A 25,185-nucleotide genomic window follows, 5' to 3' on the forward strand; every position below is an offset into this window, starting at 1 on the left:
CCCGATGACGCGCCGCCGGCCTACGACGAGGCCTGGGACGAGATCGTGTTGCGACGGCTCTACACCGCAGCACGGTCCGGCCGGATACCGGCCCGCGGCCCGGTCGCCGAACTGCGTAACCACGACGCGGTGCACGGCACGCCCTATGTGGCCACGCTGCGGGCCTGGCTCGACGCCCAGGGCGATCTGGCGCGAGCCGCCGAGCGGCTCAGTGTGCATGAGAACACCATGCGCTACCGGCTGCGCAAGATGGCGGAGGTGACCCCGCTGGGGCTCGACGATGCCCGCGCCCGGCTTGCGGCGATGATCGAGCTGGCAGCCGGTGACCTGTCGGCTTTCGACAAACCCTGACGTCGTCGTTGTGCGAACCGGTTAAACCGCAGGTGGGGCGAGCGCCGCATCATGGACTGATGAGTACGGACAACCGGATCGACGGCGCGCCACGGTCAGTGATCGTGGTGGGCGCCGGCATCGTCGGGTTGTCGACCGCGTGGTTCCTGCAGGAGCGCGGTGTCGAGGTCACGGTTGTCGACCGTGTCGGCGTCGCGGCCGGGTCGTCGTGGGCCAATGCCGGCTGGATCTCCCCGGCACTGGCCATACCGCTCAACGAGCCCGCCAATCTGCGCTTCGGGCTGCGGTCGCTGTTCAGCCGGGCCGCGCCGCTGCAGGTTCCGCTCAATGCCGGGCCGGGGCTGTGGGCGTTTCTGGCGCGTTTCGCCGCCAACAGCCGGCCGTCGGCGTGGCGCCGCGCGGTGCGGGCCAACGCGCCGCTGAGCGCCGAGTGCATCGAGGCCTACGACGTTCTGGTGGCCAACGGCGTCGACGCCCCGGTCACCGATGCTCCCATCACCGCGATCTTCCGCACCTCCGCCGACGCCGAGCGCCTGCTCGACGAGTTGCGGCGATTCTCCGAAGCGGGCCGGCCGGTGTTCTGCACCGAACTGACCGGTGCGGCGCTGCGCGAGCGCGTGCCACTGGCGTCCTCGGCCGTCGCCGCTGCGGTGCAGATCGACGGCCAGCGGTTCCTCGACCCAGGCCGGTTCGTCACCGCGCTGGGTCGCGCGGTGGTCGAGCGCGGCGCCGCGCTGCATACCATGGACGTGACCGATGTGACGCCGACGCGAGACGGCGCGGTGGTGACTGGCCGCGACGGTACGACGCTGACGGCGGCGGCTGCGGTGATCGCCAGTGGCGCTTGGCTGTCGCAGCTGACGACGCGCTGGGTTCGGGTCCCGGTGCGGGCCGGCCGCGGCTACTCCTTCACGGTGCCGGTCGACGGGCCGGTCACCGGTCCGATCTACCTGCCGGATGCCCGGGTGGCCTGCACTCCGTTGAACGCCAAGCTGCGGGTGGCCGGAACCATGGAGTTCGGCGATCCGGACGCCCCGATCGTCCCTGCCCGCGTCGAGGCCATCGTCGCGGCAACACGCCCGCTGCTCGACGGCGTGCGCTGGGCGGAGCGCACCGATGTCTGGGTGGGCCCGCGTCCGGTCAGCCCCGACGGGCGCCCCTTGGTGGGGGAGGTGAGCCCGCGTACCGTCTACGTGGCGGGTGGCCACGGGATGTGGGGCCTGACGCACGGCCCGGTGACGGGCCGGTTGCTGGCGGAGCAGATCACCACCGGCAAACAGTCCGCGGTATTGCGTGAACTCGATCCGTTGCGCTGAGCCCGGTAGTACTCCAAGCTGATTCTGTTCGTAAAGGAGATCGTCGATGACCGATTCGCAAGGTGTCTGGATGACACAGGAGACCAAGGACCGGCTGTTGGCCGAGTTGGCCGAGTTGTCCGAGCCACACATCGGTTCGGGCACCGCCGACATCAGCGAGCAACAGTCGCGCCAGGCGCGGATCCACCAGATCCACGACCTGTTGGCGGTCGCGGTCGTCGGCGAGGATCCGCCGGACGACGGGGTGGCCGAGCCGGGCATGGTGCTCACGGTCCGCTACGACGACGGCGACACCGAGACCTTCCTGCTGGGGGTTCGTGACGACGACCAGAGTGGGCTGGAGGTCTATTCCCCGCAGTCACCGCTCGGTAAGGCCATCACCGGCGCACGGCGCGGTGAGGAGCGCAGCTACCAGGTGCCCAGCGGTGCCAGCGTGACGGTCACCCTGCTCGACGCGGTGCCTTTCGGGCTGCATAAGACGCAGCACCCGGCCTGACCGGGTGGGTGACCGACCAGGTGTTTTGAGCCTGGGCATGGCGGTGGTGTAGCTTCGATGAGCACGACATCGCGGGGCTATGGCGCAGCTGGTAGCGCACCACACTGGCAGTGTGGGGGTCAGGGGTTCGAGTCCCCTTAGCTCCACTCATTTGTTGAGTATTCCGTCCCGTCCGGGATGACCGCACCAAAATGCGACGCAGTTATCCGGGCCGACGCCCGGTCAATGCGGCTGATCCGCATCGGTACGGTAACGGATTAAATGGGGCGGCCGGCCAACTTACACCGTTGTGATACGGTTCGTTTGCAGTCATCAGATTGCGTGTCCGGGGGGCTGGATACTAACAATCGGAGTTCACGTTGAAGAGCCTCGGGAGACCCGGTATCGCGTTATTCGCCGGTATTGGCTTGTGTGCAAGTGCACTGATTTTCAGTGCCAGTGCGGCGGCTGCGCCATCATCAGTGGCGCCGTTGCCGGTGGGTGGTCCGGTGTGTGCGGGCGGCGTGGTCGCTCTCACCTCCGGCGAGGCGGCGCCGGTTGCCGGTGCGGCCGGTGCGGCCGATGCGGCGATGCTGGCCGCCGCGCAGCGCCTGGTGGCCGAGCGGCGGCTCAATGTGCTGTTGAACGAACAGGTTCCGCCGGCACGCCGGCTGCTGCCCGATGGCGGCTACTGTGAGGTCCCCGCCGAGGAGTTGCGTCTCGGTGACGTGATTGAGGTGCGGCCGCACGAGGTGGTGCCCGCCGACGGGCGCTTGATCGACGCCGACGACCTCGAGGTCGACGAGTCGTCGCTGACCGGCGAGTCGCTGTCGGTGGTCAAGCAGATCGAGGCCACGCCGGGAGCGGACCTGGCCGAGCGCGAATGCATGATCTATGCGGGCACCACGGTCATCACCGGTACCGCCCTGGCGCTGGTGACCGCGGTGGGTGCCGACACCTACAGTCGCCGCGCCGCCGACCTGGTCGCCGGCGAGCAGTCGGCGGTCGGATTGCAGCACCAGCTGAGCCTGCTGACCAGCAAGGCCTGGCGGATCAGCCTGGCCGGGGGGACCCTGGTGACCGGTTTGGGCGTCCTCCGGCGGATCGGGTTGCGACAGTCGGTGGCCTCCGGCATCGCCATCGCCGTCGCGGCGATCCCCGAGGGTCTGCCGCTGGTGGCCACCCTGGCACAGCAGGCGTCCGCCAGGCGGCTGACCAAATCCGGTGTGCTGGTTCGGGTGCCGCGCTCGGTGGAGGCGCTCGGCCGCGTTGACGTGGTGTGCTTCGACAAGACCGGGACGCTGAGCCAGAACCGGCTGCGGGTGACACAGCTGACACCGGCGCCGGGGTACACCACCGATGAGGTGCTGGCGTTCGCGGCGCAGGCCGCCCCGACCACGAACGGCCGGCAGGTGCACGCCACCGATGCCGCGATCATCGACGCCGCGACGGCTGCCGGCGTGGTGGATCCCGATCGCGGCGAGGTCGCCCATCTGCCGTTCCGGTCCGGGCGCAGCTACTCGGCGTCGATTGTCGGCGCCGAGTTGGCCGTCAAGGGTGCGCCGGAGGTCGTCGGGCCCGCCTGCGGCGGCGACCCGGCGATCCGCAAGACGGTGCTGGGTATGGCCGGGGAGGGGCTGCGGGTGATCGCCGTTGCCCGGCGGGAACTCTCCGCAGCGCAGGTCGCCGCCCTGGGTGAGGACCCGGATCCGGAGGACATCGGCCAGTTCTGTGGCGATGCGCTGACGTTCGTCGGGTTGATCGGTATCGCCGACACCCCCCGGCCGGAGGCCGCCGCCCTGCTGGCCGACCTGGACCGCTGGCAGATCCCGGTGCGGCTCATCACCGGCGACCACCCGGTCACCGCAACCGCGATCGCCCGGGAGCTCGGCCTGGAGATCAGCGCCGATCAGGTGATCAGCGGCGCGGAGTGGGATGCGTTGTCCCGCAAGGGACAGGAAGTCGCGGTAGCCGAGCGGGTGGTGTTCGCCCGGATGTCACCGGAGAACAAGGTGCAGATCGTGCAGACCCTGGAGCGCACCGGCAAGGTGTCGGCGATGGTCGGTGACGGCGCCAACGATGCCGCGGCCATCCGCGCCGCCACCGTCGGGTTAGCGGTCGTCGCCCATGGCAGCGAGGCCGCCAGCACCGCCGCCGACGTGGTATTGCTCGATGGCCGGATCCACACGCTGCTCGACGCGTTGGACGAGGGCCGGGAACTGTGGCAGCGGGTGCAGGCAGCGGTCGGGGTGCTGCTGGGCGGCAACGCCGGTGAGGTGGCGTTCGCGATCATCGGCAGCGCGCTCACCGGGCGCTCACCGCTCAATGCCCGCCAGCTGCTGCTGGTGAACATGCTCACCGACGCGCTGCCGGCGACCGCGCTGGCGGTCAGTGAACTGAACGACTCGGCGGCCTCCACGGCGCGTGGCCCGGATCCCGACGCGCTGTGGCGCGCGGTGGCGGTGCGCGGGGTGACGACCGCGTCGGCCGCGGTGGGCGCATGGGCGCTGGCCTCGATGACCGGGCGCCAACAGCGGGCCTCCACGGTCGCGCTGGTGTCGCTGGTCGCCGCCCAGCTGGGCCAGACGCTGCTGGACTCGCATGACCCGCTGGTGGTGGCGACCGCGGTCGGCTCACTCGCCGCGATGGGGACGTTGATCTCCATTCCGGGCGTCAGCCAACTGCTGGGCTGCACCCCGCTGGGTCCGTTGGGCTGGGCTCAGGCGCTGGGGGCGGCGACGGTGGCCACCGCCGGCGCGGCCGTGGTGCCGAAGCTGCTGTCCGGCCTGCAGGAGTCCGCGGACAAGCCCACCCAGTTCATGGTGCCCGTGCCGCGCCAGCCGGACGGCACCCCGACTGCCGACGGCCACTCCGCGCCACGGCTGCGGCTTGTGCACAATGGGGACACCGGCTCTCGTCGCGGAACGGCCGCGGCCCGATCATCCGGCGACCCGTCGCCACCAGGAGGCTCATGATGGCGGACAGCACGCGGCGCAGCGCATCCCAGCGGGAAGCGGTGGCCCACATCCGGGATGCCGAGGGCTTCGCGGTCGAATTGCCGCTGTTCGGCAAGGTGACGGTGCCGCGACCCGAGCAGCTGGCCTACTACGGTGGGCTGGCGCTGCTGGCCGCGTTCGAGATCATCGACTGGCCGGTAGCCGCTGCGGTGGCCGCGGGCCACATTCTGGCCAACAACCACCGCAGCGAGGTACTCGAGCAACTCGGCGAGGCCCTAGAGGACGCCTAGCAGACGCCCGAGCTGGCCTCGGGCGACTCAGTGGTCGACGGTCAGCACCCCGACGCGCCACAAGAGTGCATACATCTGGTGCAGGGGACCACTGAGCAGCCGGGTGGCCATGTCGACCACCGGGTCTGAGGCGGGCGCGGTCGGTGCACCCCGGCGGGTGTCCACCTTCTTCGCCGTGCTGTTGGCACGCGGGGCCGGCGCCTGGATGTCGGTGTAGGCGATTGCAACCATGATGATGGCCTCCTAGTCGCGTAACGCCGCTACGCGCTCAGCTGGAGGCCGGAATCGGAGCTCAGCTGGAGGCGGTATGCGACCGTTCGGATGGGGACGGAACAGAAGTCAGATATCGGCTCGGACTATCACCGGAACTCATGCGTCCCTCACCTCCTCTCGGTCGCGGGCACGCGTGGGCGTGCCGGTTTCACCGCAGGCTTTGGAGGCAGCTCCGACGACTGTCGGAAGACCGCACCCCACTCGTCAGAGCTTCGACACTGCACGGCGTGTCCGTAGATCGGAAGCCACTTGGGCTCAACCCTTAAGCCGGGAGGAGCTGTCCTGACCCGGGGCGTCTTTCGACGTTCGGGGTCAGTGGCCTGTGTCCGTGCAGACGCCTCACCTAACGAGGTGCTTGCACGGTCCATAGTGCATCAGGAATGCGCGCGGGTCAATTCAACTCACCCACCGGTTTCCACACGGTTCGGTCACGACCCGGCCGCATCGTCGAAGTGCACCGTCATACGGGTTCCGTGGGCGCCCGGGGTGCTGTCGGACCGGTTCACCGGCTCGCCGGCGTAACGCCCCGGCGCCGCCCACGACGTCAGCGCCCCGAGCACCATCATCACCGCCGCGGCGGCGAACACCACCGCCAACCCGGTGTGGAACGGCCCGGAGATCAGTTGCGGGAAGAAGCTGTGCCCGGTCAACATCTGGGCGTCGACACCGGGACGGTCCAGCACACCGGAGGGCCCCAGCAGTTCGCCGATCGGGTTGTAACCCAGAAACGCCGCGAACAGGCTGCCCACCGGCGGGGTGTGGGCCACCTGTTGGGCGACCTCGGCGGGCACTCCCCGGTGCTCTAACCCCGCACCCATCGCCTCCGGCAGCGTGTTCGCCAGGCCGATCACCATGAGGGAGAAGAAGATACCGATCGACAACGACGTGCCGGCGTTGAAGAACGTGGCCCGCACCCCCGAGGCGGCACCGCGCTGGGCGGCCGGGACGCTGGACATGACCACAGCGGTGTTGGGTGCGGTGAAGATCCCGCCGCCGAGCCCGTTGAGGAAGACCAGCGCCGCGAAGACCCGGTAGTCGAAGTCGACGGGAAGCAGCACCAGCGCCACGAACGTCACCGCCATCAGCGCCATCCCACCGACGGCGAAGGGGCGGGCGCCGTGCCGGTCCGACAGTGACCCGGCCACCGGCCCGGCCAACAGGAAGCCGACCGTCATCGGCAGCAGGTAGATGCCCGACCACAGCGGGGTGGATTCGAAGCTGTAGCCGTGCAGCGGCAACCAGATGCCCTGCAGCCAGATGATCAGCATGAACTGCATACCGCCGCGCCCGATCGCCGCCAACAGGCCGGCCACGTTGGCCATTCCGAACGCCGGGATCCGGAACAGCCGCACATCGAGCAGCGGCGCGGCGACCCGCAGTTCGATGACGCAGAACAGCACCAGCAGCGCCACTCCCAGCGCCAGCGAACCCAGCACCACCGGACTTGTCCAGCTGGTCGGCGAATCACCATGTGGCTGAATGCTGTAGGTGATGGCCGTCAGCACCACGGTCAGCCCCAGCCCCAGCGTCACCGTTCCCGCCCAGTCCAGCTTGGCCGGTGCGCGCTCGCCGAGTTCGTGCAGCGACCGCATCGACCAGACGGTGCCCAGCACCCCGATCGGCACCCCGACCCAGAACACCGCCCGCCAATCCCACTCCGACAACAGCCCGCCGATCAGCAGGCCGACGAAGGATCCGGCGACCGCAGCCACCTGGTTGACCCCCAGCGCCATACCACGTTGATTGGCCGGGAAGGCGTCGGTGATGATCGCCGCCGACGACGCGAACAGCATCGCCCCTCCGACGCCCTGCACCACCCGCCAGCCGATCAGCCACCGGGCGCCGGCGCCGAGGTCGAACGGATCGATCGACAGCGCGATCGCCGCCACCGTGAACACCACGAAGCCGGCGTTGTAGATGCGCACCCGGCCGAACATGTCGCCGAGCCGGCCGAAGAACACCACCAGCACCGCCGACACCAACAGGTAGCCCATCAGCATCCACAGCAGGTAGCTCACGTTCGCCGGATCCAGCGGGTTCAGCCCGATGCCGCGAAAGATCGCCGGCAATGAGATCAGCACGATCGAGCCGTTGATGGTGGCCAGCAGCACGCCCAGCGTGGTGTTGGACAGTGCTATCCACTTGTAGCGCGGGTGATCGCGGCCGTAGCGCAACCGGCGGCCGCCGGGTGCGCCAGCCCCGGAGTCGGCGGTCACCCTCGCGACGTGCGCCGTCATCGTCTCTCCCGCGGTTCTCCGACCCAAAGCGCATATATTAGCTATGCAAAGGATCGGATGCCTAATCCCCGGTGTCGACACCCTGGTCGGCGCCTTACGCCGGGCATCACACTGCGATAGCGTGGCAGTGCAGTGATCGCAGTACAGAAAATCCACACCGCGGGAGCGCAACCTGTGCGCTGAGAGGACGGCCGGGGCCGTCGACCGTACGAACCTGACCGGGTAATTCCGGCGAGGGAGAGGACATTTACATGACCGACGTCTCGAACGTCCGTATCGAGCCGCAGGTGACCACCGGGCCAATCCCCTACAGCGAGAAGATCTACCGCGAGATCGAGGCCCCCGGTGGCGAGGTGATGAAGGTACCGTTCCGCCGGGTCAACCTGACCAACGGCGAGCACTTCGACCTCTATGACACCTCGGGTCCCTATACCGACACCGACGCGGTGATCGACCTGCACCGCGGCCTGCCGGCCCGGCCGGGCGTGGTGCGCGACCGCGGCACCCAGTTGCAGCGCGCGCAGGCCGGTGAGATCACCGCCGAAATGGCCTTCATCGCCGCCCGCGAAGGTTTCCCCGCTGAGCTGGTGCGCGACGAGGTGGCCCGCGGCCGCGCGGTGATCCCCGCCAACCACAACCATCCCGAGCTGGAGCCGATGATCATCGGCAAGGCGTTCAAAGTGAAGATCAACGCCAACATCGGCAACTCCGCGGTGACCAGCTCGATCGGCGAAGAGGTCGACAAGATGGTGTGGGCCACCCGCTGGGGCGCCGACAACATCATGGACCTGTCCACCGGCAAGGACATCCACGAGACCCGGGAGTGGATCCTGCGCAACTCCCCCGTGCCGGTCGGCACGGTGCCGATCTACCAGGCGCTGGAAAAGGTCAACGGCGACCCGACCAAGCTGAGCTGGGAGTTGTACCGCGACACCGTGATCGAACAGTGCGAGCAGGGTGTGGACTACATGACCGTGCACGCCGGGGTGCTGTTGCGCTATGTGCCGCTGACCGCCAAGCGGGTCACCGGGATCGTGTCCCGCGGTGGCTCGATCATGGCGTCGTGGTGCCTGTCGCGGCACCAGGAGTCGTTCCTCTACACCAACTTCGAAGAGCTGGCCGACATCCTGGCCAGCTACGACGTGACCTTCTCCCTCGGCGACGGGCTGCGGCCCGGTTCTATCGCCGACGCTAATGACGAGGCGCAGTTCGCCGAGTTGCGCACTCTGGGTGAGTTGACCAAGATCGCCAAATCCCGTGGTGCCCAAGTGATGATCGAAGGCCCGGGGCACGTCCCCATGCACAAGATCGTGGAGAACGTGCGACTGGAGGAGGAGTGGTGCGACGAGGCGCCGTTCTACACGCTCGGACCGCTGGCCACTGACATCGCACCGGCTTATGACCACATCACCTCGGCGATCGGCGCGGCGATCATCGCCCAGGCCGGTACCGCCATGCTGTGCTACGTGACGCCCAAGGAACACCTCGGGCTGCCGGACCGCAAGGACGTCAAGGACGGGGTGATCGCCTACAAGATCGCCGCACACGCTGCGGACCTGGCCAAGGGCCACCCGCATGCGCAGGACCGCGACAACGCATTGTCCAAGGCGCGCTTCGAGTTCCGCTGGTATGACCAGTTCGCGTTGTCGCTGGACCCGGACACCGCGCGCGAGTACCACGATGAGACGCTGCCCGCCGAGCCGGCCAAGTCCGCGCACTTCTGCTCGATGTGCGGTCCGAAGTTCTGCTCGATGCGGATCAGCCAGGACGTTCGCGACTACGCCGACGAGCACGGGTTACAGACCCAGGAGGACATCGACGCCGCCATCGCCAGGGGCATGGAGGAGAAGTCAGCCGAGTTCGCCGAGCACGGCAACCGGGTGTACCTTCCCATCTCCACCTAGTGGGGATCGCAAGCGCGGCGGAGCCGGGCGAAGCGGGTCGCCACTCATCCAGCACAGTGGAGTTCCTGCCGCCGGCACCGTCCGGATCCACCCCGGCGCGGGTATTGACCATCGCCGGGTCGGATTCCGGCGGCGGCGCCGGCATTCAGGCCGACATGCGCACCTGCGCGATGCTCGGTGTCCATGCGTGCGTCGCGGTGACGGCGGTGACGGTGCAGAACACCATCGGCGTCAAGAGCTTTCACGAGGTTCCCGCCGACACCGTCGCCGCCCAGATCGAAACGGTGGTGCCCGACATCGGGATCCAGGCCGCCAAGACCGGGATGCTGGCGTCGGCTCAGATCATCACAGCAGTGTCGGAGACCTGGCGAGAACTGGGGCTGACCGTGCCGTTGGTGGTCGATCCGGTGTCGGCGTCCATGCACGGTGATGCGCTGCTGGCGTCGTCAGCACTGGATGCGATGCGCAACAATCTGTTTCCGCTGGCGACGCTGGTGACGCCCAACCTGCACGAGGTGCGACTGCTGGTCGGCGTCGAGGTGGTCGACGCTGAGACCCAGCGGACGGCCGCCCGGGCGCTGCACTCCCTCGGTCCGCAGTGGGTACTGGTCAAAGGCGGACACCTGCCGTCGGAGCAGCACAGCCCCGACCTGCTTTTCGACGGCACCGCCTTCCAGGAGTTCCCCGGGCCGCGCGTAGCCACCTCCGACGACCACGGCGCCGGTGACACGCTGGCTGCGGCCACCGCCTGCGCACTGGCGCACGGGTACACCGTTCCCGCCGCGGTGGCGTTCGCCAAGGACTGGGTCACCGAGTGCCTGCGCGCCGCCTACCCGCTGGGGCACGGACACGGCCCGGTCTCGCCACTGTTCCGGTTGACGCGATGAGCCTCGACGAGATCGCCGGGGTAGCCCACAGCCCGGCGGGTGCCCCGGCCGGCGTCGTATTGCTGGCCCACGGCGCCGGCGGCAACCGGGATTCGCCGATGTTGCAGCGGGTTTGCGACGAATGGGCGCGGCGCGGCTTTCTGGCTATCCGCTACGACCTGCCGTTTCGCCGGCGCCGCCCCAAAGGTCCGCCGTCAGGGTCGGGGGCCGGCGACCGGGACGGCATCGTCGCGGCAATCGGATACGCGCGCGCCCTGGCCGACGGTCCGCTGATCGCCGGCGGCCACTCCTACGGCGGGCGGCAAACCTCGATGGTGGTGGCCGGCGGGGGCGTGCCGGTAGACCTGCTGGCGTTGTTCTCCTACCCGCTGCATCCGCCCGGTAAGCCGGAGCGCCGCCGTACCGAACACCTGCCCGGCATCGGCGTGCCCACCGTGTTCACCCACGGCGGCTCGGATCCGTTCGGGACGCTGCCCGAGGTTCACGCCGCGGCAGCGTTGATCCCGGCCCGGCACGAAGTCGTCGAGATCAGCGGCGCCCGCCATGACCTGGCCGCCAAGGGCCTCGACGTGCCGGCGCTGGCCGTCGACGCCGCCCTGCGACTGCTGAGCTGAGACGCTCCGGTCAGCTTCGCTGGTTACCGGTGAGTCAGGTACCGTGATTTTCATGAGTAGCGAGCTGTTCGACGTCGTCATCGTGGGCGCGGGTTTCGGCGGGATGGGCGCGGCGATCGAGCTGAAGAAGCTCGGCTACGACAACATTGTCCTGCTGGAGCGCGAGGACGATCTGGGCGGAACCTGGCACGTCAACCGCTACCCTGGCCTGGCCGTCGACATCCCCTCGACCACCTACTCGTACTGGTTCGAGCCCAACCCGCACTGGACGCGGTTGTTCGCCACCGGTTCGGAGCTCAAGCGCTACGCCGAGCACGTCGCCGACAAGTACGACGTGCGCCGCCACATGCGGTTCAACACCACCGTCGAGGGCGCCCGCTGGGATGAGGAAGCGCAGCGCTGGCAGGTGAGCCTTGCCGACGGTGCCACGCTGAGCGCCCGCTACCTGATCACCGCGACCGGTTTCCTGTCGCAGCCGCACACCCCGGACATCCCGGGCATCGCCGATTTCGCCGGCAAGGTGGTGCACACCACCGCGTGGGACGCTCACCACGACTTCAACGGTCGGCGGGTCGGCTTGATCGGCACCGGCGCCACCGCGGTGCAGCTGATCCCGGAGCTGGCCAAGACGGTCGGCGATCTCACGGTCTACCAGCGCACCCCGATCTGGGTGGCGCCCAAACTGGACTTCGGGTTCTCCCCCGTCGTGCAGCGGCTGTTCGCGCGGGTCCCGCTCGCCCAGCGGGCGCTGCGGGGGGTGACCGACAGCCTGCTGGGTTTCATGACATTCGTCGGGGTGCTCAACTTCCCCTACTTCCGCCGGCTGTCGATCGCCGCGATGGATCTGTGCAAGATCCACCGCTTCATCTCGATCCGCGACAAGGAACTGCGGGCCAAACTGACCCCGAACTACGACATCGGCTGCAAACGGCCCAGTTGGTCCAACGACTACTACCGCAGCTTCAACAAACCGCACGTACACCTGGAGACCGCCGGCATCGAACGGATCGAGCCGGACGGGATCGTCACCGTCGACGGCCGCAAGAGCGAGATCGACACGCTGGTGCTGGCCACCGGCTTCGACCTGTGGGAGGCCAACTTCCCGGCCATCGAGATCGTCGGACGCGACGGCCGCAACCTGGGAAAGTGGTGGCGGGAGAACCGGTTCCAGGCCTACCAGGGCGTGTCGATTCCGGCCTTTCCGAACTTCCTGAGCCTGGCCAGCCCGTACGCGTTCTGCGGCCTGTCGTTCTTCAACACGATGGAATACCAGATGCGCCACATGGGCCGGTTGTTCGGCGAACTGCAGCGCCGCGGCGCGACGACCTTCGAGGTCACCGAGGCTGCCAATACCCGCTTCCTCGACGACATGACCAAGCGGCTTGACCGCTCGGTGTTCTACGCCGGCAGCTGCACAGGATCACGGTCCTACTACTTCAACCCGAGCGGCGAAGCGACCTTGCTGCGGCCCACCACGGTGCGCAACGCGGTGCGGGATGGCTCCCGATTCCCGCTGGAGGACTACCAGATCGCCTGAGCCGGAAGCTGATCCGGCTCCAGATCCGTCAGTTGTCGCCGATCGCGACGGCCTCCAGGAGTTTGCGCAGCGCGGCCTGCGCGTAACCCGGTGCCGCGGTGGCTGTTGCGCCACCGTACGACCGTCCTTCCCGGTCCAGCCGGCCCAGGTCGTCCACCAGCGCCGCCAAAACGTGAACCAGGAACCTCGCGTGCAGAGCGTCCAGCTCCGGCCGTACCGCCGTCAGTGGCCCCACCCAGGTGTCGATGAAGGCGCGCTCCGAATCGCGCAACAGCTCCCGCTCCCCGGGCCCCAGATTGACCCGCTCGGTGTCGTATACCGCCGCCAGTTCGGGATTGGCGAAGATGGTGGCGACGAACGCCTCGACCAGGCGGGCCAGTACCTCGCGCGGGTCATTGAAGACGCCCGCAATCGCCGACATCTCCCCGCCGATCCGGTCGACGGCACGCTGTAGACCCGTGGTCAAGATGTCGCTCTTGCTCGAGAAGTACCGATAGACGCCGGAGGCGGGGACGCCCACGGCGTCGGCGATCTCGGTGACGCTGGTCTCGGCGTAGCCCTTGGTACCGAACAGCAGGATCGCCGAATGCAGCAACGCCTCGTACGGCCCGGCGTCCGGCGCGAAGATGCGCCACACCGATGGGCGATTGACCCCGACGTCACCCTGTTGGGGCAGTTCGGCGCCGGCCAGCGCCCGCGCGGTGTCCAGCATCAGCGGCCTGATCTCGTCGTCCGAGATCGGCAACCGGTGCCCGACGACGCTGCCCGCGATACTGAGCAGGCCCGCGGACAAGGTCCACCGCTCGACGGAGGTCAATCCCGGACGCAACATGTTGAGCGGGCGTTGCACCCGCCGGTTGACCTGATGGATGTGCGCCGTCAGCGTGGCCTTGTCGTCAGGCTGCAGATAGCGTCCCTGCCACCGGTAGAGCCCGCCGGCCTCGCGGTTGTCGAGCGCTGACGAGATGAGCGTGTTGATGATCTGGTCCAAGACCGCCCCGGGATCTTGCTCCAATTCCGCGTCGGGAATCTCGTCGACGAACGCCGTACAGTCCTCCAGCTGCTGACCGAGCGCGCCGACGACGACGGCGAACATCTGGTACTTGCTCGGGTAGTGCCGGTACAGCGCCGGCGCCGAGATTCCAACCTTGGTGGCAATCGCCTCCATGCTGGTCGCGTGGTAGCCCTGTGCACTGAACGCCTCCGCAGCCGCACGCGTGATCTGGGCTTTGCGGTCTTTCGGGCGCCGTCTGATGTGGCCACCCGTGCGTCCGGCCGGGCCATTCGTAGCACCGAGCGTGATAACCACCTCTTAACAACTCCGGCCAGCTCCGTCACTTTCAGAGCATTATTAACACACCCAGGTGAACGGCGCGGCAAGAGGTTCCGAGCGCGTGTCCTCCCGCCCTCGGCGACTGGAGCAGAACCCCTCCGAGGACCGCTATCGACCGCGGGTAGTCCGCGCCGGCGGCAAGGCACGGCGGGCACCCACCAGCAGGGCGGCCGCCGTACAGATCACGGCGTGGTGACGACGTGGCGGGTGCGGTCGTCCCGGACCGGAACTCCGTTGCGGCCGCTGAGATCCTGGGCATAGATCCCGACCGCGTAGGGGACGCCCCGGCCATTGACCGCCAACTCGTCGCGGTCGATGTTGTCGATGGTGTCGCCCTTCTGGTGATAGTTCGGGTCGAACGGCTCATCGGCGGCACCGCCCCACAGCTTCGCCTCTTCGGGCGACTTCTTCACTTCGGCACCGGAGAACAGCCCGCCGGAGGGGATGCCGGCCTGGGTGAATCCGTCGTAATCGGAGCGACCGTCAAAGGAGGTGTCGCGCGGTTCCTTGCCGGCGGACTTGAGATAGGCCACCAACGTCCGCTCGATGCCGGCCGAGCCTTCCGGCACCACCGGTTGGCCGCGCTTGGCCGGGTCCAGCGACTGGTCGCCGTCGTAGGTGAAGTAGCCCGGATTCGGCGAGCCGAGCATGTCGAAGTTCAGGTACAGCGCGATGTTCTTGAGCTGCTCGACGTCGAGCGACTCGATGTACTTGCGCGAGCCGATCAGGCCCAGCTCTTCGGCGCCCCAGAACCCGAACCGCACCGCATTGTTCACCTCAGGTGAATCCCCCAGTTGCAGCGCGGTTTCCAGCACCGCGGCCACCCCCGAGCCGTTGTCGTTGATACCGGGTCCCTCGGGGACGCTGTCCAGGTGGGCGCCGAGCATCACCACGTTCTCGGTCGATCCGGTCTTGGTCTGGGCGATCACGTTGCGGGCGGGGATGTCGTCGGTGTGCGCATCGAGTTTGACGGTCATGGTGCCGTGGCCGCCGCGCAGCATCGCGCCGTCGGCCTTCGTCACGCTCACGACGGGGATCTTGACCTCAGTCTTCTCCCCCAGTGTCCCGCCCATCTTCTCTTCGTCGACGCTGTCGGCGACCACCATCGCCACCGCGCCCTGCTCGACGGCGATGGCCATCTTCTCCTTGAATGGGCAGGTTCCGCGGTCCACCAGCACCACGGCGTCCTTGACGGTCAGCCCGTCGTAATCCTCGGCGCTGCAGCCTGGGCTGTCGTCGGCCGGCGCGGCGACCAGCGGCCCGGTGACACCCTCGGGCGGGGTTCCGAGGCTGTACTGCAGGGCCCGGGCCTCGACGGTCTTGTCGCCGAGGCGCACCGAGCCCGTCTCGGCTTTGAACACCCGGGCGATGAACTCCGGAGTCTCCACGTCGAAACCGCGCTCGCGCAACGTGCTGGCCACGTAATCGACGCTGGCGTCGTAACCCGGGGTACCGATGGCACGAGTGTTGTCGTTGGCGTTGGCGATGTCCTGCAGCTTTTGCAGGTGCGCCATCATGGCGTCGATGGTGACCTTGTCGCTCAGAGTCTTGGCGAACTCCGCGGCTGCGGCGGCATCCGGTGCCTTCTCAATGGTGCTGCGCGGCGTGCTGCTGCAACCAGCGGTGAACAGCGCACCGAGCAGCACGGCACCGAGGACAGGCGTCAGTTTCTTCTGGTAATCCACGCGTCCACGTTAGTGGGTGGGCGTGGCGGTTCGCGCCTGGCACGGCTTACACAGCGGGCCGTATACATCCCCGGAAAGCAGCGGGCCCGCACGGCGATGCCGTGCGGGACTGCTGCGTGCCGTGATTTCCTAAGGCGTGGGCTCGGCGCCGACACCACCGGCGCCGCCGGTGCTGGCCGGCAACGTCGCCGCCCGCGACCCCTCCGTTACCGCCGGTAGCACCGCCGAGACCCGCACCGCCGGCGCCACCGCTGCCCAGAATCGATGAACCATTCCCGCCGGCACCACCGGTGCCGGCATCAGCATCCAGGCCACCGGCACCACCATCCCCACCATTGCCGAAGAACAATCCGCCGGCCTGGCCACCAACACTGTCGGCCGTGCCGTCAGCACCGTTGCAGATCATCTCGCAAAGGCCCTCGGTGAACCGGCCCAACGCGCGACCACCAACTCGGCGACCGCGGCCATTCCGGCGGCATTGGGGTGAAACGGCCATGGCCGCCACGGCAACGGCAGCCGCGCCCCCACCGTCCACGGCTGCGCCGACCAGGGGTGGTGTTCGCGGCTGGCCTTACCGGCGCGCACGATCTCACAGCCGGTGGCGGCCGCGGCGGTGGCGGTGTGTCCCTCCAGCTCGGTGGCGATGTGGCGGGCCAACTCGACGACCGGCTCGGGTAGTCGGCCCGCCCGCGACCCGGCCGGTGGCATCAGGGTCAGGTAATCGACGAAAAGCACTCGCGCCTGCGGTGCCCGGTGTCGCACCGCGGTGCCGACCGCGCGCAGCGAGGATTCCACGCCGTCCAGTGCCTGCTGGCGCTCGCGCTGGTCGAAGAGGGTGCCGACCGGCGCCAGCAGTCGGGCGGCCCGGGGCAGCAACGCCGCGGCCATCAGCATCGGCACGTACCCGACGTCATTGCCGCCGATCGTGATCGTCACCAGGGCTTCCGAACCGTCGAGCGCCTCGAGCTGCGGCGGTACGCCGTGCTGGCGCTCGGTCAGCAGGTGCGCGGTCGTCGCGCCGGAGAACGTGACATCGACCAGGTCGAGGCCCAGCGCGTGCGCCACCAGGTGCGGGTAGTTCAGCACTGATCGCCCAGCCGCCCGCGGGGAACCGGGGACCGCGGGCCGGATGCCCGGACCGGCGGCCATCGAACTACCCAGCGCGACATAGTGTTTCACCACAGTCCCCAGTTCGCCGAACGTGCGGCTTCCCGGTCCGCAAACGGCGTGTCCCACCGGGGACACGCACCCTCGCGCGGGGTGGTGCTCACCGGGTTGGTGCTCACAGAGCCGGGCTGGATGCCTGCGCCCAGAACCGCTTCGGAATACGCCCAGCTCGGCGCGCCAGATAGCCCGCGGTGACGGCGCCGGCCATCGCCGCGGCCATGGCGACCGGATCGGCGGCCCGGGTGACCGCAGTAGCTAAAAGCACTGCGTCGCAACCCAACTCCATCGCCAGCGCAGCATCGCTGGCGGTGCCGATGCCGGCGTCCAGCACCACCGGAACCCCGGCCGCCGCCACGATCATCTCGATGCTGTGCGGGTTGGCGATACCCAACCCGGTGCCGATCGGCGACCCCAGCGGCATGACCGCGGCGCACCCGGCGTCCTCCAGTCGGCGGGCCAGCACCGGGTCATCGTTGGTGTAGGGCAGCACGACGAAGCCGTCGTCCACCAATTGCTCTGCGGCGCGGACTAATTCGACGGCATCGGGCAACAAGGTGCGCTCATCGCCGATCACCTCTAGCTTGACCCACTCGGTGCCCAGCGCCTCGCGGGCCAACTGCGCGGTCAGCACCGCTTCGGCGGCGCTGCGGCAACCCGCGGTGTTGGGCAGCGGCGTGATGCCCAGCCGGCTCAACAGATCCAGCATGCCGGTCCCGCCCTCGGCGTCGACGCGACGCATCGCGACCGTGGTCAGCTCGGTGCCGGATGCCACCAGCGCCTCTTCGAGCACCGCCAAGCTCTGCGCCCCGCCGGTTCCCATGATGAGCCGGGAGCTGAACTCCCGCCCGGCGATGGTCAGCTTCGCGTCGTCAACCACCTTGCACCGCCGTCACCACCTCGAGTCGGGCACCGTCGCTCAGCGCGGTGGCCCACCGCGACCGCGGCAGCACTGCCTGGTCCACCGCCACCGCGATACCGCGGTCCGGGTAGCCCATCGACGCCAGCAGCGCCGCAACCGTTGTCGCGTCGGCCACTTCGACCTGTTTCTCGTTGACGTTGATGATCATGCGCCGCTCCTCCTCATCGCTACGCTCTGCATCGTCGACACCGCGGATGGTCATTGCTCCACTCCAACCGGAAGTAGTTCGGACACAACCTGTTCGGCGGTCCATGGTGCCAACAGAAAACCATTGCGGCCGTGGCCGGCGGCGACGACCGTCCGCTCGTCGAGCCGGCGCACCAGCGGCAGGTTGTCCGGTGTCATCGGCCGCAGACCGGCTCCGCATTCTGCCAGTTCGTACTCCCCCAGCGCCGGCACCAGTGCGCAGGCGTCGTCGAGCAGGTCACGCACCCCGGACACCACCGGGGCGGTGTCCCGGCCGTGCTCGTACTGTGTTGCTCCCACCACCACGCCATCGGGGCGTGGCACCAGATAGACCTGCCGGCCGTGCACCCGGGCCCGAATGACCCGCTGCGGCACCGGCAAACAGCCTTTGCGCCACCGCAGTCGCAGCACCTCGCCCTTGACTGGACGGATCGCCAGGCCGGGCCACAGCGCCGGGGCGTCGATGCCGTTGGCGATCACCACCGCGTCGGCCGCCACCTCGGCGAGCTCGTGCACCGGCCCCGCCCACGCCACCTCGAGTTCCTCGCAGGCGGTGATCAACGCGGTGACCACCGCGCGATTGTCGACCGCCAGCTCGGTGGGTGCCCGGAAGCCGTGCCGGATGCCGGCAGCCAACAGCGGTTCGACCTCGCGCGCGGCCGATTCCCAGATCACCGGGTGACCCTGTGCGGTCAGCCAGTCGGCGACGGTGCGCAGGTCGGCGACATCGGCGCGGTCGGCGGCCACCACCAGCGATTCGCGCGCGGTGACGACCTCGGCCGGCAGCCGAACGAGGAAGTCGTGCCACAACTCCAGTGAGCGCAGCCCCAGCCGCAGCTGCTGGTCCTCACCCGGCCAGCCCTCACTGTGCGGGGCCAACATGCCGCCGGCCACCCAGGAGGCTCCGGGGTCAGCCGTGCGATGCACCCGCACCGACCACCCGGCCCGGGCGGCCTGCATGGCCACCGACAGACCGATGACACCGCCGCCGATCACGGCCAGCGACCCGAGCGAGGGTTTGGGCATGTGCTGCTCCCTTCCGCCTCGGTGTCAACTCACCAAGCTAGCCGCTAGCGTCGAGGGATGCACAAACGCTCAGATCGTCTGACCCGCCTCGTCGACGCCCGGCTCTACCTGTGCACCGATGCCCGCCGGGAAAAGGGGGACCTGGCCGAATTCGCCGACGCCGCACTGGCCGGCGGGGTGGACGTCATCCAGCTGCGCGACAAGGGTTCGCCCGGCGAGCAGCAGTTCGGTCCGCTGGAGGCCGGCGACGAGTTGGCAGCGCTGGAGACCCTGGCCGCCGCCGCCCGCCGGCACGGCGCGCTGCTGGCGGTCAACGACCGCGCCGACATCGCCCGCGCCGCCGAGGCCGACGTGCTGCACCTGGGCCAGAACGATCTGCCGCTGCCGATCGCCCGTGAGATCGTCGGGGCCGACGTGCTGATCGGCCGGTCCACCCACGACGGCCAGCAGGTCACCGCGGCGCTGACCGAACCGGTCGACTACTTCTGCGTCGGGCCGTGCTGGCCCACCCCCACCAAACCCGGCCGGGAAGCCCCGGGTCTGGAGCTGCTGAGGTTCGCCGTGGACCAGCGCCCCGACAAGCCGTGGTTCGCCATCGGCGGGATCGATGCCGAGCGGCTGCCGCAGGTAGTGGCGGCCGGCGCCGGGCGGGTGGTGGTGGTACGGGCGATCACCGCCGCGCCTGATCCGCAGGCCGCGGCCTCGGCGCTGCTTGCGGCGCTGACCGGGGCATAGCGGGATGCCATGGCTGGCCATCGAATGAGGCGTTTCGGCACGCCAAACGGCCGGCTGGCCTGCAAAACCGCACGCTCGACTCAGCCCGGTAGATGCAACCCGCGCAGCGACTGCCAGCTGGCCGCAAATCCCGGGTGCAGGGGCAACTCGGCGACTTCGTGCTCAGCCACCCAGCGCAACTCGGTGCTCTCCCGATTGGGCACAACCGGGAGCAGTTCGTCGGCGTCGGCGAGCACCGTGGTGTACGTCCAGGTGGTGCCGCTGGCCGACGCGGTGACCACGGCCGCGCGGACGACGATGCGGTCGGCGGGCAGCCCGGCCTCCTCCTGGGCTTCGCGGATCGCGGCCTCCTCGGCGGTCTCGTGACTGTCGCGGGCGCCCCCGGGCAGCGCCCAAGTGCCGCCCTGATGACTCCACCAGGCGCGATGCTGCAGCAGCACGGTGCGGGTCCCGTCGGGTCGCGGTGCCCGCACCAGCAGGCCCGCTGCGCCGTGCCGGCCCCAGAAGCGGGCGCCGGTGTCGGAAAACGCCCAGCCATCGCCGTCACCACGCACGCCTGGAAGCGTATCGGGCGAGCAATGTCTCGGTTGTAGCGAGATCGCGCGACCAATTCGGCAACAACCCCGCGCAGGTCGGCGCGGATGACGGCTGCGCTCTTAGAATCTCTTTATTATCGTTGGGGGCGCGAACAACCACAGGATGGAGCCTGAATACCCGTGACCGTTGAGTTGGCGCATCCGTCAACGGAGCCGGCGGGGTTACGGTCGCCGATCGAATCGGCCCGGCCCCGCTGGTGGTTCTTCACCACCACCCCGGGGCGGATCCTGGCCATCGGCATCATCTTGGCCACCCTCGGCGGCATCAGCGCCTTCGCCACGGCCACCGCGATCAACAACCGGCAGAACACCCTGACCACGGTGCTCGACCACACCGAGCCGCTGGCCTACGCGGCAGGACGGCTCTACATCACGCTGTCGGTCGCCGACGCGGCGGCGGCCACCGCGTTCATCGCCCAGGGCGAGCCGCGAGCCGTCCGGGAGCGCTACGAACACGCCATCACCGATGCCGCGGTGGCGGTGACCCGGGCGGCCGGGGGCCTGAGCGACGAGCCGCTGCTACAGCTGCTGGGGCGGATCAATGACGGACTGGCCGTCTACACCGGTCTGATCGAGACGGCCCGGACCAATAACCGGTCGGGCGATCCGGTCGGTTCGGCCTACCTGTCGGAAGCCTCCGAGCTGATGCAGCACACAATCCTGCCCGACGCCCAGCGGCTCTACCAGGCCACCTCGGAGACGGTGGACAGCCAGACCACCGCGTCGACCCGGGTGCCCGCCCCGGTGATCCTGGTGGTGGCGGCCACCGTGCTGTTCGGCGCGTTCGCGCATCGCTGGCTGGCACGGCACACCCGGCGCCGGATCAACCCCGGTCTGGTCGCAGGCGGGATGGCGATCCTGCTGATGGTGATCTGGGTCGGCACCGTCCTGGTGATCTCCACCGCAGGCAGCCGCAACGCCAAGGACACCGGCGCCGAGTCCCTCAAGGCGATCACCAACCTGGCGATCACCGCGCAGCAGGCGCGCGCCGACGAGACCCTGTCGCTGATCCGCCGCGGCGACGAGGAAGCCCGCAAGCAGACCTTCTACCAGCGCATCGACACTATGCAACAGCAGCTGGAGGGCTACCTGGACCGTGGCGACGCCGTCGACAAGGCCGGCTTGGCCAACGCCGGGCAGCTGCTGGCCCGATGGCGCCAGGCCAACGACCGGATGAACGCCTACATCGGCGTCGGCAACTACCGGGCCGCCACCCAGGTAGCGCTGGGCGGCAGCGGCGATGACTCCACTCCGGCGTTCGACCAGCTCGACGCGGCGCTGGACAAGGCGCTGCAGCACAGCCGCAACCAGTTGCGCAACGACGTCCTGAACGCCCGCCGGGTGCTGTCGGTGGCCCCGGTCGGGGGCGCGGTGCTCAGCCTGGGGGCGGCGATCGCCGTCGCGCTCGGCCTGTGGCCTCGACTGAACGAGTACAAATGATGAGCCGGCGCAGGCCCCGACTGCTCGTGTGCGCATTGAGCGCGGTGCTGGTGCTGTCGGGGCTGACGGGGTGCGGCCGAACCGAGTTCGTGATGCCGACCGCGGTGCCGACACTGCCGCCGCCCACTCCGGCCGGCATGCAGGAGTTGCCGCCCGAGCCGCCGCGGCAGCCGGAGCCGGCCGAGAACTGCGACGCCACCGCCAGCCTGCGCCCGTTCCGCAGCAAGGCCGAAGCCGACGCCGCAGTGGACAAGATCCGCCACCGGGGCCGGCTGATCGTCGGGCTGGACATCGGCAGCAACCTGTTCAGCTTTCGCGATCCGATCACCGGAGAGATCACCGGCTTCGACGTCGACATCGCCGGCGAGGTAGCTCGCGACATCTTCGGCACCCCGTCGCAGGTCGAGTACCGAATCCTGGCCTCCGCCGAACGCATTGAGGCGCTGCAGAAGTCCGAAGTCGATATCGTTGTCAAGACCATGAGCATCACCTGCGGGCGCCGGAAGCTGGTGAACTTCTCGACGGTCTACCTCGTCGCCAATCAGCGGCTGCTGGTACCGCGCGACTCCTCGATCCGCCAGGCCGCCGATCTGTCCGGGAGGCGGGTCTGCGTCGCCCAGGGCACCACCTCGTTGCGCCGCATCCGGCAGATCAGCCCGGCGCCGATCATCGTCTCGGTGGTGAACTGGGCCGACTGCCTGGTGGCGCTGCAGCAACGTCAGGTCGACGCGGTCAGCACCGACGACTCGATCCTGGCGGGATTGATGTCGCAGGACCCGTATCTGCACATCGTCGGGCCGAGCATGGACGAGGAGCCGTACGGCATCGGGATCAACCTGGACAACACCGGGCTGGTCCGCTTCGTCAACGGCACCCTGGAACGCATCCGCCGCGACGGCACCTGGAACACGTTGTACCGCAAGTGGTTGACGGTGCTCGGCCCGGCACCGGTGCCGCCTACACCGAGGTACTCGGACTGATGACAAGCGACGATTCGGACCGCGGCGCCGACGAGCACTCGGCCGCCGAGTCCGGCGACTTCGACGATAACGGCCCGGCCACCCAGCGGGCCGACGTGCTGGCCGAATCGTCGTCGGTACGCCGGCCGATGTCCACCCAGGCGATCTTCCGCCCCCGCGAGGGTTCGAACGCGGCGATCTCGGCCGACGACGACTCCAGCGTCGCGGCGGTGGTGCGTACCGTGGCACCGCGGCGGCGGCTCGGCGGTGGCCTGGTGGAGATCCCCCGGGTTCCCGAGACCAACCCCCTCGAGGCGCTGATGCCCGACCCGGTGGTGGCCGAGGCCAAGCGCTTCTGCTGGAACTGCGGTCGGCCGGTCGGCCGGTCCACTGGCGACGCCAAGGGTGCCTCGGAAGGCTGGTGCCCGCATTGCGGAAGCCCGTATTCCTTTCTGCCGCAACTCAAACCCGGCGACATGGTGGCCGGGCAGTATGAGATCAAAGGCTGCGTGGCGCACGGCGGTCTGGGCTGGGTCTACCTGGCGGTCGACCACAACGTCAACGAGCGCCCGGTGGTGCTCAAAGGACTGGTGCATTCCGGCGACGCCGAGGCGCAGGCCATCGCGATGGCCGAGCGCCAGTTCCTCGCCGAGGTGACCCACCCGTCGATCGTGAAGATCTTCAACTTCGTCCAGCATCCGGATTCGCACGGCGATCCGGTCGGCTACATCGTGATGGAGTACGTCGGCGGCCAGTCACTCAAGCAGCGGCGCGGCAGCCGGCTGCCGGTGGCCCAGGCCATCGCCTACATGCTGGAGATCCTCCCGGCGCTGGGATATCTGCATTCGCTGGGCCTGGTCTACAACGACCTCAAGCCGGAGAACATCGTGCTGACCGCCGAGCAGCTCAAGCTGATCGACCTCGGCGCGGTGTCGCGCATCAACTCGTTCGGATACCTCTACGGCACCCCCGGCTACCAGGCACCCGACATCGTCCGGACCGGACCGACCGTGGCCACCGACATCTACACGGTGGGCCGCACCCTGGCGGCGCTGACCCTGAAGCTGCGCACCCGGGAGGGCCGCTACGTCGACGGCCTACCCGACGACGACCCGGTGCTGCAGAAGTACGACTCCTATCACCGGCTGCTGCGCCGTGCCATCGACCCGGATCCGCGCCGGCGGTTCACCTCCGCGGAGGAGATGTCCTCGCAGCTGATGGGTGTGCTGCGTGAGGTGGTTGCCAGGGACACCGGGATACCCCGGCCCGGGTTGTCGTCGGTGTTCACCAGGTCGCGCTCCACGTTCGGCGAGCACCTGCTGGTCGCGCACACCGACGTCTACCGCGACGGGCATGTGCACTCGCAGAACCTGACCGCCCGCGAGATCATCACCGCCTTGCAGGTGCCGCTCATCGACCCCGGCGACGTCGCCGCGCCGCTGCTGACGTCGATGGAGCTGAGCGAGCCGGTGCAGACGCTGGATTCGCTGCGTGCGGTGCGCAACAGCGCGCTGGAAGCGGAGGGCATCGACCTGTCGGAGTCCATCGGACTGCCGCTGATGGAGGTGCGCGCGCTGCTGGATCTGGGCAATGTCACCAAAGCGACCAGCAAGCTCGACGACCTCGCCGAGCAGGTCGGCTGGCGGTGGCGGCTGGTGTGGTTCCGGGGCGTGGCCCAGCTGCTCACCGGTGACTACGAAGCCGCCCGCAAGGATTTCACCGAGGTGCTCGACATGTTCCCCGGCGAGCTGGCGCCCAAGATGGCGCTGGCCGCCACCGCCGAGCTGGCCGGCACCGAGGACGCACGCGCGTTCTACGAGAGCGTGTGGCGCACCGATGACAGCGTGATCTCGGCCGCCTTCGGCCTGGCCCGCGCGCTTTCGGTCGAGGGTGACCGCACCGCAGCGGTTCGAACACTCGACGAAGTACCGGCCACCTCAAGGCATTTCACCACCGCGCGCTTGACCAGCGCGGTGACGTTGCTGTCCGGACCGTCGAAGAACGAGATCACCGAGGCCCAGATCCGCGACGCCGCCCGCCGCGTGGAGGCACTGCCGGACACCGAGCCGCGGGTGCTGCAGATTCGGGCGCTGGTGCTGGGCGCGGCGATGGACTGGCTGACCGAGCACGAGGCGAGCACGAACCACATCCTCGGGTTCCCGTTCACCGAACACGGCCTGCGGCTCGGTGTGGAGATGGCGCTGCGCGCGCTGGCCCGGCTTGCCCCGACGCAGGCGCACCGCTACGCGCTGGTCGACATGGCCAACGCGGTGCGGCCGATGAGTACGTTCTAGGGGG

Annotated in this window: 22 protein-coding genes, 1 tRNA gene, 1 pseudogene and 1 riboswitch; of the genes and pseudogenes, 14 read left to right on the forward strand and 10 right to left on the reverse strand. The window is 68.9% G+C overall.

The window, feature by feature from the left end:
- The 6 genes and pseudogenes from DQP56_RS10105 to DQP56_RS10130 form a co-directional block, all read left to right on the forward strand.
- On the forward strand, positions 1–351 hold a 351-nt coding region (locus DQP56_RS10105), incomplete at its 5' end, for a helix-turn-helix domain-containing protein (RefSeq protein ID WP_133258911.1).
- 59 nt (positions 352–410) lie between these two features.
- Positions 411–1,667 (forward strand): NAD(P)/FAD-dependent oxidoreductase, encoded by a 1,257-nt coding sequence (locus tag DQP56_RS10110; RefSeq protein WP_112685010.1) that lies wholly within the window; start codon positions 411–413, stop codon positions 1,665–1,667.
- Positions 1,668–1,713: 46 nt separating this feature from the next.
- Positions 1,714–2,163 carry a GreA/GreB family elongation factor gene (locus DQP56_RS10115; protein ID WP_013829739.1) on the forward strand — a complete coding sequence of 150 codons (450 nt, stop codon included), beginning with the start codon at positions 1,714–1,716 and terminating at the stop codon, positions 2,161–2,163.
- Between the two features lie 73 nt (positions 2,164–2,236).
- A tRNA-Ala gene (locus DQP56_RS10120) sits at positions 2,237–2,309 on the forward strand.
- A 303-nt stretch (positions 2,310–2,612) separates the two neighbouring features.
- Positions 2,613–5,026, forward strand: a pseudogene (locus DQP56_RS10125) (HAD-IC family P-type ATPase); the annotation flags it as partial.
- Positions 5,027–5,113: 87 nt separating this feature from the next.
- The gene (locus DQP56_RS10130; RefSeq protein WP_112685012.1) at positions 5,114–5,389 is read left to right on the forward strand and encodes a hypothetical protein; all 276 of its coding nucleotides are present in this window, start codon (positions 5,114–5,116) and stop codon (positions 5,387–5,389) included.
- 27 nt (positions 5,390–5,416) lie between these two features.
- Here the strand turns inward: DQP56_RS10130 and DQP56_RS10135 are convergent, their stop codons facing one another.
- Together DQP56_RS10135 and DQP56_RS10140 are read right to left on the reverse strand one after the other, a co-directional pair.
- Positions 5,417–5,620 carry an Rv1535 family protein gene (locus tag DQP56_RS10135; RefSeq protein ID WP_112685014.1) on the reverse strand — a complete coding sequence of 68 codons (204 nt, stop codon included), beginning with the start codon at positions 5,618–5,620 and terminating at the stop codon, positions 5,417–5,419.
- A 231-nt stretch (positions 5,621–5,851) separates the two neighbouring features.
- A riboswitch (M-box (ykoK) riboswitch) is annotated at positions 5,852–6,020 on the reverse strand.
- 70 nt (positions 6,021–6,090) lie between these two features.
- Entirely contained in the window at positions 6,091–7,899 is a 1,809-nt protein-coding gene (locus DQP56_RS10140) for an MFS transporter (protein ID WP_112685016.1), read from the reverse strand.
- A 251-nt stretch (positions 7,900–8,150) separates the two neighbouring features.
- On the opposite strand from DQP56_RS10140, the gene thiC reads away from it, so the two are divergent.
- Genes thiC through DQP56_RS10160 form a run of 4 tightly spaced genes read left to right on the forward strand, consistent with a single transcriptional unit; the run spans position 8,151 to position 12,841 of the window.
- Positions 8,151–9,803 carry a phosphomethylpyrimidine synthase ThiC gene (gene thiC / locus DQP56_RS10145; RefSeq protein WP_112685018.1) on the forward strand — a complete coding sequence of 551 codons (1,653 nt, stop codon included), beginning with the start codon at positions 8,151–8,153 and terminating at the stop codon, positions 9,801–9,803.
- Between the two features lie 56 nt (positions 9,804–9,859).
- A complete protein-coding gene (thiD, locus tag DQP56_RS10150) occupies positions 9,860–10,690 on the forward strand; it encodes a bifunctional hydroxymethylpyrimidine kinase/phosphomethylpyrimidine kinase (RefSeq protein WP_112685020.1) in 831 nt (276 codons plus the stop codon).
- Complete coding sequence (locus DQP56_RS10155) at positions 10,687–11,304, forward strand: alpha/beta hydrolase family protein (protein WP_112685022.1); 618 nt, start codon at positions 10,687–10,689, stop codon at positions 11,302–11,304. The genes thiD and DQP56_RS10155 overlap by 4 nt, the downstream gene beginning before the upstream one ends.
- Before the next feature lie 52 nt (positions 11,305–11,356).
- Positions 11,357–12,841: a flavin-containing monooxygenase gene (locus tag DQP56_RS10160; protein ID WP_112685024.1), complete on the forward strand. Its 1,485-nt coding sequence runs from the start codon at positions 11,357–11,359 to the stop codon at positions 12,839–12,841.
- A 28-nt stretch (positions 12,842–12,869) separates the two neighbouring features.
- Here the strand turns inward: DQP56_RS10160 and DQP56_RS10165 are convergent, their stop codons facing one another.
- The 7 genes from DQP56_RS10165 to thiO all read right to left on the reverse strand — a co-directional run bounded on the left by DQP56_RS10165 (position 12,870) and on the right by thiO (position 19,157).
- On the reverse strand, positions 12,870–14,150 hold the full coding sequence (locus DQP56_RS10165; RefSeq protein ID WP_165824965.1) for a TetR/AcrR family transcriptional regulator: 1,281 nt from the start codon (positions 14,148–14,150) through the stop codon (positions 12,870–12,872).
- A 206-nt stretch (positions 14,151–14,356) separates the two neighbouring features.
- Positions 14,357–15,859: a M28 family metallopeptidase gene (locus DQP56_RS10170; protein WP_112685026.1), complete on the reverse strand. Its 1,503-nt coding sequence runs from the start codon at positions 15,857–15,859 to the stop codon at positions 14,357–14,359.
- Positions 15,860–15,988: 129 nt separating this feature from the next.
- On the reverse strand, positions 15,989–16,195 hold the full coding sequence (locus tag DQP56_RS10175) for a hypothetical protein (RefSeq protein WP_112685028.1): 207 nt from the start codon (positions 16,193–16,195) through the stop codon (positions 15,989–15,991).
- A gap of 66 nt (positions 16,196–16,261) precedes the next feature.
- Positions 16,262–17,038: an SGNH/GDSL hydrolase family protein gene (locus DQP56_RS10180; protein WP_112685060.1), complete on the reverse strand. Its 777-nt coding sequence runs from the start codon at positions 17,036–17,038 to the stop codon at positions 16,262–16,264.
- A gap of 103 nt (positions 17,039–17,141) precedes the next feature.
- Positions 17,142–17,903: a thiazole synthase gene (locus DQP56_RS10185; protein ID WP_112685030.1), complete on the reverse strand. Its 762-nt coding sequence runs from the start codon at positions 17,901–17,903 to the stop codon at positions 17,142–17,144.
- Complete coding sequence (thiS, locus tag DQP56_RS10190) at positions 17,896–18,093, reverse strand: sulfur carrier protein ThiS (protein ID WP_112685062.1); 198 nt, start codon at positions 18,091–18,093, stop codon at positions 17,896–17,898. Before thiS ends, DQP56_RS10185 begins: the two co-directional genes overlap by 8 nt.
- A 50-nt stretch (positions 18,094–18,143) precedes the next feature.
- A complete protein-coding gene (thiO, locus tag DQP56_RS10195; RefSeq protein ID WP_112685032.1) occupies positions 18,144–19,157 on the reverse strand; it encodes a glycine oxidase ThiO in 1,014 nt (337 codons plus the stop codon).
- Between the two features lie 57 nt (positions 19,158–19,214).
- On the opposite strand from thiO, the gene thiE reads away from it, so the two are divergent.
- Positions 19,215–19,892, forward strand: a complete 678-nt coding sequence (gene thiE / locus DQP56_RS10200) for a thiamine phosphate synthase (RefSeq protein WP_112685034.1) — start codon at positions 19,215–19,217, stop codon at positions 19,890–19,892.
- A gap of 80 nt (positions 19,893–19,972) precedes the next feature.
- Here thiE and DQP56_RS10205 read toward each other — a convergent pair whose 3' ends face one another.
- Positions 19,973–20,446 (reverse strand): NUDIX hydrolase, encoded by a 474-nt coding sequence (locus DQP56_RS10205; RefSeq protein ID WP_112685036.1) that lies wholly within the window; start codon positions 20,444–20,446, stop codon positions 19,973–19,975.
- A 162-nt stretch (positions 20,447–20,608) separates the two neighbouring features.
- Between DQP56_RS10205 and glnX the strand changes: the two genes are divergently transcribed.
- Genes glnX through DQP56_RS10220 form a run of 3 tightly spaced genes read left to right on the forward strand, consistent with a single transcriptional unit; the run spans position 20,609 to position 25,181 of the window.
- Positions 20,609–21,928 carry a protein kinase G-activating protein GlnX gene (gene glnX, locus DQP56_RS10210; RefSeq protein ID WP_112685038.1) on the forward strand — a complete coding sequence of 440 codons (1,320 nt, stop codon included), beginning with the start codon at positions 20,609–20,611 and terminating at the stop codon, positions 21,926–21,928.
- Complete coding sequence (locus DQP56_RS10215; RefSeq protein WP_112685040.1) at positions 21,928–22,908, forward strand: glutamate ABC transporter substrate-binding protein; 981 nt, start codon at positions 21,928–21,930, stop codon at positions 22,906–22,908. Before glnX ends, DQP56_RS10215 begins: the two co-directional genes overlap by 1 nt.
- A complete protein-coding gene (locus DQP56_RS10220) occupies positions 22,908–25,181 on the forward strand; it encodes a serine/threonine-protein kinase PknG (protein WP_112685064.1) in 2,274 nt (757 codons plus the stop codon). The genes DQP56_RS10215 and DQP56_RS10220 overlap by 1 nt, the downstream gene beginning before the upstream one ends.
- The last annotated feature ends 4 nt before the right edge of the window (positions 25,182–25,185 follow it).

Origin of the sequence: Mycolicibacter senuensis (genome assembly GCF_003284925.1) — a bacterium.
In the GTDB taxonomy this organism is placed as follows: Bacteria; Actinomycetota; Actinomycetes; order Mycobacteriales; family Mycobacteriaceae; genus Mycobacterium; species Mycobacterium algericum_A.

Excerpts from the sequence above, each read along its gene's own strand:
- DQP56_RS10140 (WP_112685016.1), bottom strand. The coding sequence starts at position 7,899 with ATGACGGCGCACGTCGCGAGGGTGACCGCCGACTCCGGGGCTGGCGCA.
- DQP56_RS10110 (WP_112685010.1), top strand. The coding sequence starts at position 411 with ATGAGTACGGACAACCGGATCGACGGCGCGCCACGGTCAGTGATCGTG.
- DQP56_RS10155 (WP_112685022.1), top strand. The coding sequence starts at position 10,687 with ATGAGCCTCGACGAGATCGCCGGGGTAGCCCACAGCCCGGCGGGTGCC.
- DQP56_RS10215 (WP_112685040.1), top strand. The coding sequence starts at position 21,928 with ATGAGCCGGCGCAGGCCCCGACTGCTCGTGTGCGCATTGAGCGCGGTG.
- DQP56_RS10160 (WP_112685024.1), top strand. The coding sequence starts at position 11,357 with ATGAGTAGCGAGCTGTTCGACGTCGTCATCGTGGGCGCGGGTTTCGGC.
- DQP56_RS10115 (WP_013829739.1), top strand. The coding sequence starts at position 1,714 with ATGACCGATTCGCAAGGTGTCTGGATGACACAGGAGACCAAGGACCGG.
- DQP56_RS10135 (WP_112685014.1), bottom strand. The coding sequence starts at position 5,620 with ATGGTTGCAATCGCCTACACCGACATCCAGGCGCCGGCCCCGCGTGCC.
- DQP56_RS10175 (WP_112685028.1), bottom strand. The coding sequence starts at position 16,195 with ATGGTGGGGATGGTGGTGCCGGTGGCCTGGATGCTGATGCCGGCACCG.
- DQP56_RS10130 (WP_112685012.1), top strand. The coding sequence starts at position 5,114 with ATGATGGCGGACAGCACGCGGCGCAGCGCATCCCAGCGGGAAGCGGTG.
- thiC (WP_112685018.1), top strand. The coding sequence starts at position 8,151 with ATGACCGACGTCTCGAACGTCCGTATCGAGCCGCAGGTGACCACCGGG.
- thiO (WP_112685032.1), bottom strand. The coding sequence starts at position 19,157 with ATGCCCAAACCCTCGCTCGGGTCGCTGGCCGTGATCGGCGGCGGTGTC.
- thiE (WP_112685034.1), top strand. The coding sequence starts at position 19,215 with ATGCACAAACGCTCAGATCGTCTGACCCGCCTCGTCGACGCCCGGCTC.
- thiS (WP_112685062.1), bottom strand. The coding sequence starts at position 18,093 with ATGATCATCAACGTCAACGAGAAACAGGTCGAAGTGGCCGACGCGACA.
- DQP56_RS10220 (WP_112685064.1), top strand. The coding sequence starts at position 22,908 with ATGACAAGCGACGATTCGGACCGCGGCGCCGACGAGCACTCGGCCGCC.